Genomic DNA, 5,217 nt, shown 5'->3' on the forward strand with positions numbered 1-5,217 from the left:
ACCGGGACACTTCTCCTCGGTGCTGGTCCCGCCAGTGCCGCGGAACCGGTTCTGGCGCCGACCATCACCGCCGACGCGGACGGGCTCGTCGTCCGCGCCACCGTCACCAACCCGAACCCCGGCCCGCTGACATACCCGGGGATCGAGTGCTTCCCGCAACTGACCGACCACCAGGACACCGGCGGCGACATGCCATGGATGTGGCCGACCCTGCCCCAAGCCAGCGTCCCCGGTTTCGGCGCATCCATCGGTGAGACCAAACAATTCCTCATCACCGTGCCCCACACCGGGGACTACACCGTCGAGGCCTATTGCTGGCTCCAAGGCGACGTGCAATCCGCCGCCGGCAGCGACAAATTCACCCTCACCGTCGACGGGAGCACCACACCGCAACCAGAACCCGAACCCACCCGACCGGGACTGCCATTCTTCGGCAGTTGACAGCCCTGCCCCATGCTCAGGTCTCAGCGCTGAGAGACCGAGACTCGTGACCAGTTCGGACTCGAACGTGCCCTGCTGGCGGGTCTGTCGAGCCCCGGTATCGCGGTGGAGCGCCGCATCATGGTGCTAGTTGGCCGACTGCCAGCGCATCTTGCCGTCTTTTGCTGTCGCGCACACCATCGGCTTGCCGGTGCTGGAGACGCCGGTTCCGCCGGAGCAGAACGATCCCGGGTGTACCGTCGCCGGCCCCGAGGACGCCGGCGGCGTGTACGCGGGCGGCGGAGGCACATACGCGGGCGTGGTCACCACCGGTGGCGGGACGTAGGCCGGCGTCGTGGCCGCCGGCGGCGGGATGTAGGCCGGCGTCGTGGTCACCGCGACCGGCGTGGTCGACGGGGCGGCAGGAGCAAGACGAACCGACGATGTCGCCGACGCAGCCCCCGAGGCCGAGACGGACGTCGTCATCCGGGTCGTACTGGTCGCCGCGGTCGTGCTGGTTGCGACGACACTGGCGGGTGCCGGCTTTGCCTGCTCACTGTTGTTGGTGAACGCGCCGACCGCGATAACGCCCACCACGGCCGCACCGGCGACCCAGGGCCATTTCTTCCGCTTCGTCCCGCTGCTGCCCGGCCCCTGAGACACTGTGGTCTGATCGCCGGTCGGGACGCGGGGCTGGGTGTGCCCGGTCCACTGCGCACCGTCCCAGTAGCGCAGCGAGTTCTGGGGATCCTCCGGATCGGGCTGCCAGGACGCGGGAATTGTCATAGGGGCATTGATAGCAGACGAACCGGACACCCAAAGTACCGGCGTCTACCATGTCATTCGCCTGAACGACACTGCCACCGAGAGAAATTGAGTCTCAGGCTGTGCGTGAATCGCGGACTGCGGGAGGGACGCAGCCGCGACGCACCCCCGATAAACCTGAACGGGCACTCCGCCGCGTGATTCTCAGTTCTCCCGTTGAGGGGCCCTTCGCCGCCAGCGTAGGAGCGCCGCGGGATCCGACGTCGATGCCCCACTTACTGCATGCTCGCCCTGCCCCGGCCGACGACTGTATATCAGATGAATGACATTGAAGGGGTGAAGCATTCGCCGATCGACGAGCTATACGCGGGACCTGGTATGAGTACGCAGGACACATACACTTGAGGAGATCCCATGAAGACCCCCGTCACACTTGTCCTCGCACTGTTCGCGGCCACGCTGCTGCTGTTCCACCCCGCTGCAACACCCTCAGCCAACGCGCAGCCCCACGTCGAGGCGCCCGTGTCAACGCAGCAGAGCGCCGACAGCCCCGCTACATCCGTGTTCGCACTGCCCGCAACAGATGTAGCCTTGCCGCCCGGCGACACCGTAGAACTGCGAACCGGTGTCGGCGCAGCGATCGGTGGCGTGCTCGGCGGTATCGCTGGGCTCCCCTTCTTCGTCGTCGGCGCGGTACCCGGCGCGATCATCGGCGCTGTCATCGGGGGCGCTATCGGCTACGCATCGCACGGAATCGCGACGACCTACGCGGGCTGACACCCAATCCAGTCCCGGGCAGACTGGCGGCACTCGTCGTCGTTTCGATTCGGCCACCTCGTCAGGTGTGCGAAGCCACCAGAGGCGAAGTGCGTTCGGTGCCTGGCCTGGAGAGGTCGTGTGGTCCGAAGAACTGTCCGGTCGGGATCACGTGCGGGAAGGGGCGACAGGCGGAAATGCAGTCCGCCTCGTTCTTGACCACCTCGTCGCACCTGTCTTTTCAGACTGCGCGATCTGTCTCTTCTATGTCTGGTGTCGTCCTCACCGGTCGATCCCGCCGTCAGTTCTAATGGCGTTGTCGTTGGAACCTTCAGGAGCACAATGCCCACCTCCGGTCAGCAGTACCCTTCGGCCTCCGAGAAGAACTTTCGCGAACTCGAGTCCCTGTCCGAACACGACGATGCCGTGGCAATTCTGCGCGAGTACCTCGACACCGCCATCGCGAACGCAGCGGCGACGCAGCAGGAAGCGTGGGCGGTCAGCTGCCTGCCGACCACCAACAGGACCGGCGAGAGCCGCCGGTTGTTCACGGTCAACGTCGGCGCCATCGAGACCTACTACCTGTGCCTGGTGAAGGACGAAGACGGGCCGTTCCTGAGTGGCACAGTGTTCGTGACGCAATCGATCCTCGAAAAGGCTGCCGGGCGTCCCGTTGCGTTACTGCAGGACCAGTACGACGCCCTGGAGTTCGAGACGCCGGTTCACCGGGCAGCCGGTGGTGATGCCGTCGCAGTCAGTTGGATCGACGATGACATCAGCCTCGACCAGTTCGCCGAACTGCCACTGGACGCGGCAGCCAGGGACCTCGCGGGCCGGCTCGCCGCGGCAGGACCGTGCAACTACGCCCGCTACCACAATCCGTGGCTGGCGCAGGCCGCGCTTTCCCTCACGCCGGATCTCGCCTCATGACCCACATCGACCCCACAGGCCGAAGACCCTGTTGGTCGCGGGGCGACCGCCGCTCGAAGGTGCATCACCGCATGCGGAATGTATGTCGCGTGAATGACACAGGTGCACCGTCTTTCTCGGATACCCGTGTCCGGACTGCGTGTCAGCATGCCCAGCGGTGAACACGTAGCGCCGAGGAAGTAGCGTCACGCTGGATCCGGGCCGGCGATCGGGCGGACGAGGAACTCGAGGGGGACCCATGACGGCGTATCGATCCCGGCTCCGGCACAAGGCCACGCGGACGCTCGTGCGCGTGGCCTTGTGCGCGACCGTCGGCATTACTGGAACCGTGCTCTGCGCGCCCACAGTCTGGTCGGCTCCGACCGAAACCTATGCGGTCACGGCCACGATCCCGGTCAACGGGCTGGCAGAAGGAATCGCCATCTCCCCGGACGGCTCGCGGGCCTACGTCACCCACGGCGACGACGGCGCGCCCGGGCAGCTGTCAGTCATCGACACCGCCACCAAGACGGTCCTCAACACCGTCGCGGTTGGGAACTTCCCCGTCGGCGTCACCGTCTCCCCCAACGGCCAGACCGTGTACGCCGGCAGCAACGGCGACGACACCGTCTCCGTCATCGACACAACCACTTTCGCCGTCACCGCAACGATCCCCGTCGGCGACGGCCCACTCGGCGTCACCGTCACCCCTGACGGGACCAAGGTTCTCGTCGCCAGCCAGTTCGACGGCCACCTCACGATCATCGACACGGCCACCAACACCGTGAGCAACACACTCGCACTGGGAGGGACGACAATGTTCCTCGCCGTCTCCCCCGACAGTCGAACCGCCTACGTCACCGACAGTTCCGGCAACGCGATCGACGTCGTTGACATCGCCACCGGCACGGTGGCGGCCAGAATCCCCGCCACCGGATCACCGCTTGCCATCGACATCACCGACAACGGTCGCACGCTGTATGTCACCGGGATGGACGGGTTCAGCGCTGGTTCGGTGTCCGTCATCGACACCGCAACCCGCGCCGTCACCGCGACCATTCCCGTTGCGGCAGCCGCGGGCGGCATCGACGTCGCACCCGACGGACACACCGCCTATATCGCCCACAGCACTCCCACCAACGCAGTCACCGTCATCGACACCGCCACCCGAACCGTCACCGCTACCGTCCCCATCACCGAGAACGGCCAACTCATCGCCGTCACACCCAACAGCGCCGACGCCTATGTCACCAGCCAGTACGACACCGTCTCCGTCGTCTCCAAAACAGCCACCCCCACCGACCCGCCGACCACCACACCACCCACCCCACCCGGCACCGGATCACTCGGAACCATCTTCGGGAGCTGACCCGGGCCGAGTCCCCGACAGGGACCCTCCACGTCCAACCCTCCCCGCTGGGTCCGGCAACGACTGCATTGCCAATCTGAGGTACTCCGGCGCCGCGGGAAGCACCGGTTCCCGGCGTGGGTCGAGATGCCGTCGTGCGGCCACCCGCGGAGACTCGAAATCGACCGAGATCCGCGAAGACAATCGGGCACCGCCCGCAGTGCCACGCCCAACCCAGGGGCGAACAGACCGGCCCCTCCCAGCGTGCCCCCTCGAGGCGACCCTGTGAGCGGCAACCCAGTCAGCACACTCGACGTCATTGGCGCGCCACCCCGTCGCACACCCTCGGGGGTGCGAACTCGTGTCGGCCATGCCCTCGAAACCGCTGCGAGCCAATACAAATACCCCGTTGGTGGTTATAGCCCGCGAGAAAGGGCACCATCGCCGGCGAGAGCCGACCGGGTCCAGCACAGTTGCACCGATACGAGACCCGCCGGGCCGCGTCTGTTCCTGCATCAATACCTGCTACTGAGGTGACGGCGCCTACTGGCCACCTCCACCAATCCCGCCTGCGATGCGGTACAACGATGTCGTCGAAAGCCCTGGCATTGCCGACATCCCACCGGCGACAGCCCTCCGCGAGGTCGCGCGCGGTACGGCGACGCTCACGACGGAGATCACGAGCATGACCCTCACCGTCGTAGCACAGCGCACACGAGCAAATCCCGGTGCCCGTGTACGCGAAAACCCAGAAGCACCTCGTTGCGGACAACCAGGCCCGACCTCCCTCAAACCGGTCAGGGAGGTCGCAGACGTCATGGCAATCGGCGTGCCACGGTTCAACAGAAAGTTCGCCACGAAGAAGACGAACCCAAACAGGAGAATGTGCATCGGTACGGGACAAGGCAGTGCCTTCCAGCGCTCATGCGCCCCGGCCCGCTACCCCCGAATGAGGACGGACCGGGGCGGCGATAGGAGCACCGCATCCCTCGCCCGCCGAAGCGGGCGTCGCCATCCAC

Annotated in this window: 5 protein-coding genes; 4 read left to right on the plus strand and 1 reads right to left on the minus strand. The window is 66.2% G+C overall.

What is annotated here, in order from left to right; all coding sequences use genetic code 11:
* On the plus strand, nucleotides 1–441 hold a 441-nt coding region (locus tag AC1DWT_RS49280), incomplete at its 5' end, for a hypothetical protein (RefSeq protein ID WP_477926063.1).
* A 126-nt stretch (nucleotides 442–567) separates the two neighbouring features.
* On the opposite strand, the gene AC1DWT_RS49285 is transcribed toward AC1DWT_RS49280, so the two are convergent.
* Nucleotides 568–1,206: a DUF2510 domain-containing protein gene (locus AC1DWT_RS49285; protein ID WP_477926064.1), complete on the minus strand. Its 639-nt coding sequence runs from the start codon at nucleotides 1,204–1,206 to the stop codon at nucleotides 568–570.
* A 393-nt stretch (nucleotides 1,207–1,599) separates the two neighbouring features.
* Here AC1DWT_RS49285 and AC1DWT_RS49290 point away from each other — a divergent pair, with 393 nt between their 5' ends.
* The 3 genes from AC1DWT_RS49290 (at nucleotide 1,600) to AC1DWT_RS49300 (ending at nucleotide 4,219) form a co-directional block, all read left to right on the plus strand.
* On the plus strand, nucleotides 1,600–1,962 hold the full coding sequence (locus tag AC1DWT_RS49290) for a hypothetical protein (RefSeq protein ID WP_477926065.1): 363 nt from the start codon (nucleotides 1,600–1,602) through the stop codon (nucleotides 1,960–1,962).
* 321 nt (nucleotides 1,963–2,283) lie between these two features.
* Nucleotides 2,284–2,871 carry a hypothetical protein gene (locus tag AC1DWT_RS49295; RefSeq protein ID WP_477926066.1) on the plus strand — a complete coding sequence of 196 codons (588 nt, stop codon included), beginning with the start codon at nucleotides 2,284–2,286 and terminating at the stop codon, nucleotides 2,869–2,871.
* Nucleotides 2,872–3,109: 238 nt separating this feature from the next.
* Nucleotides 3,110–4,219: a YVTN family beta-propeller repeat protein gene (locus tag AC1DWT_RS49300; protein ID WP_477926067.1), complete on the plus strand. Its 1,110-nt coding sequence runs from the start codon at nucleotides 3,110–3,112 to the stop codon at nucleotides 4,217–4,219.
* The last annotated feature ends 998 nt before the right edge of the window (nucleotides 4,220–5,217 follow it).

The organism is Rhodococcus sp. P4_B6 (assembly GCF_056402215.1).

Coding starts and splice junctions, on each gene's coding strand:
- AC1DWT_RS49285 (WP_477926064.1), bottom strand. CDS start 1,206: ATGACAATTCCCGCGTCCTGGCAGCCCGATCCGGAGGATCCCCAGAAC.
- AC1DWT_RS49290 (WP_477926065.1), top strand. CDS start 1,600: ATGAAGACCCCCGTCACACTTGTCCTCGCACTGTTCGCGGCCACGCTG.
- AC1DWT_RS49295 (WP_477926066.1), top strand. CDS start 2,284: ATGCCCACCTCCGGTCAGCAGTACCCTTCGGCCTCCGAGAAGAACTTT.
- AC1DWT_RS49300 (WP_477926067.1), top strand. CDS start 3,110: ATGACGGCGTATCGATCCCGGCTCCGGCACAAGGCCACGCGGACGCTC.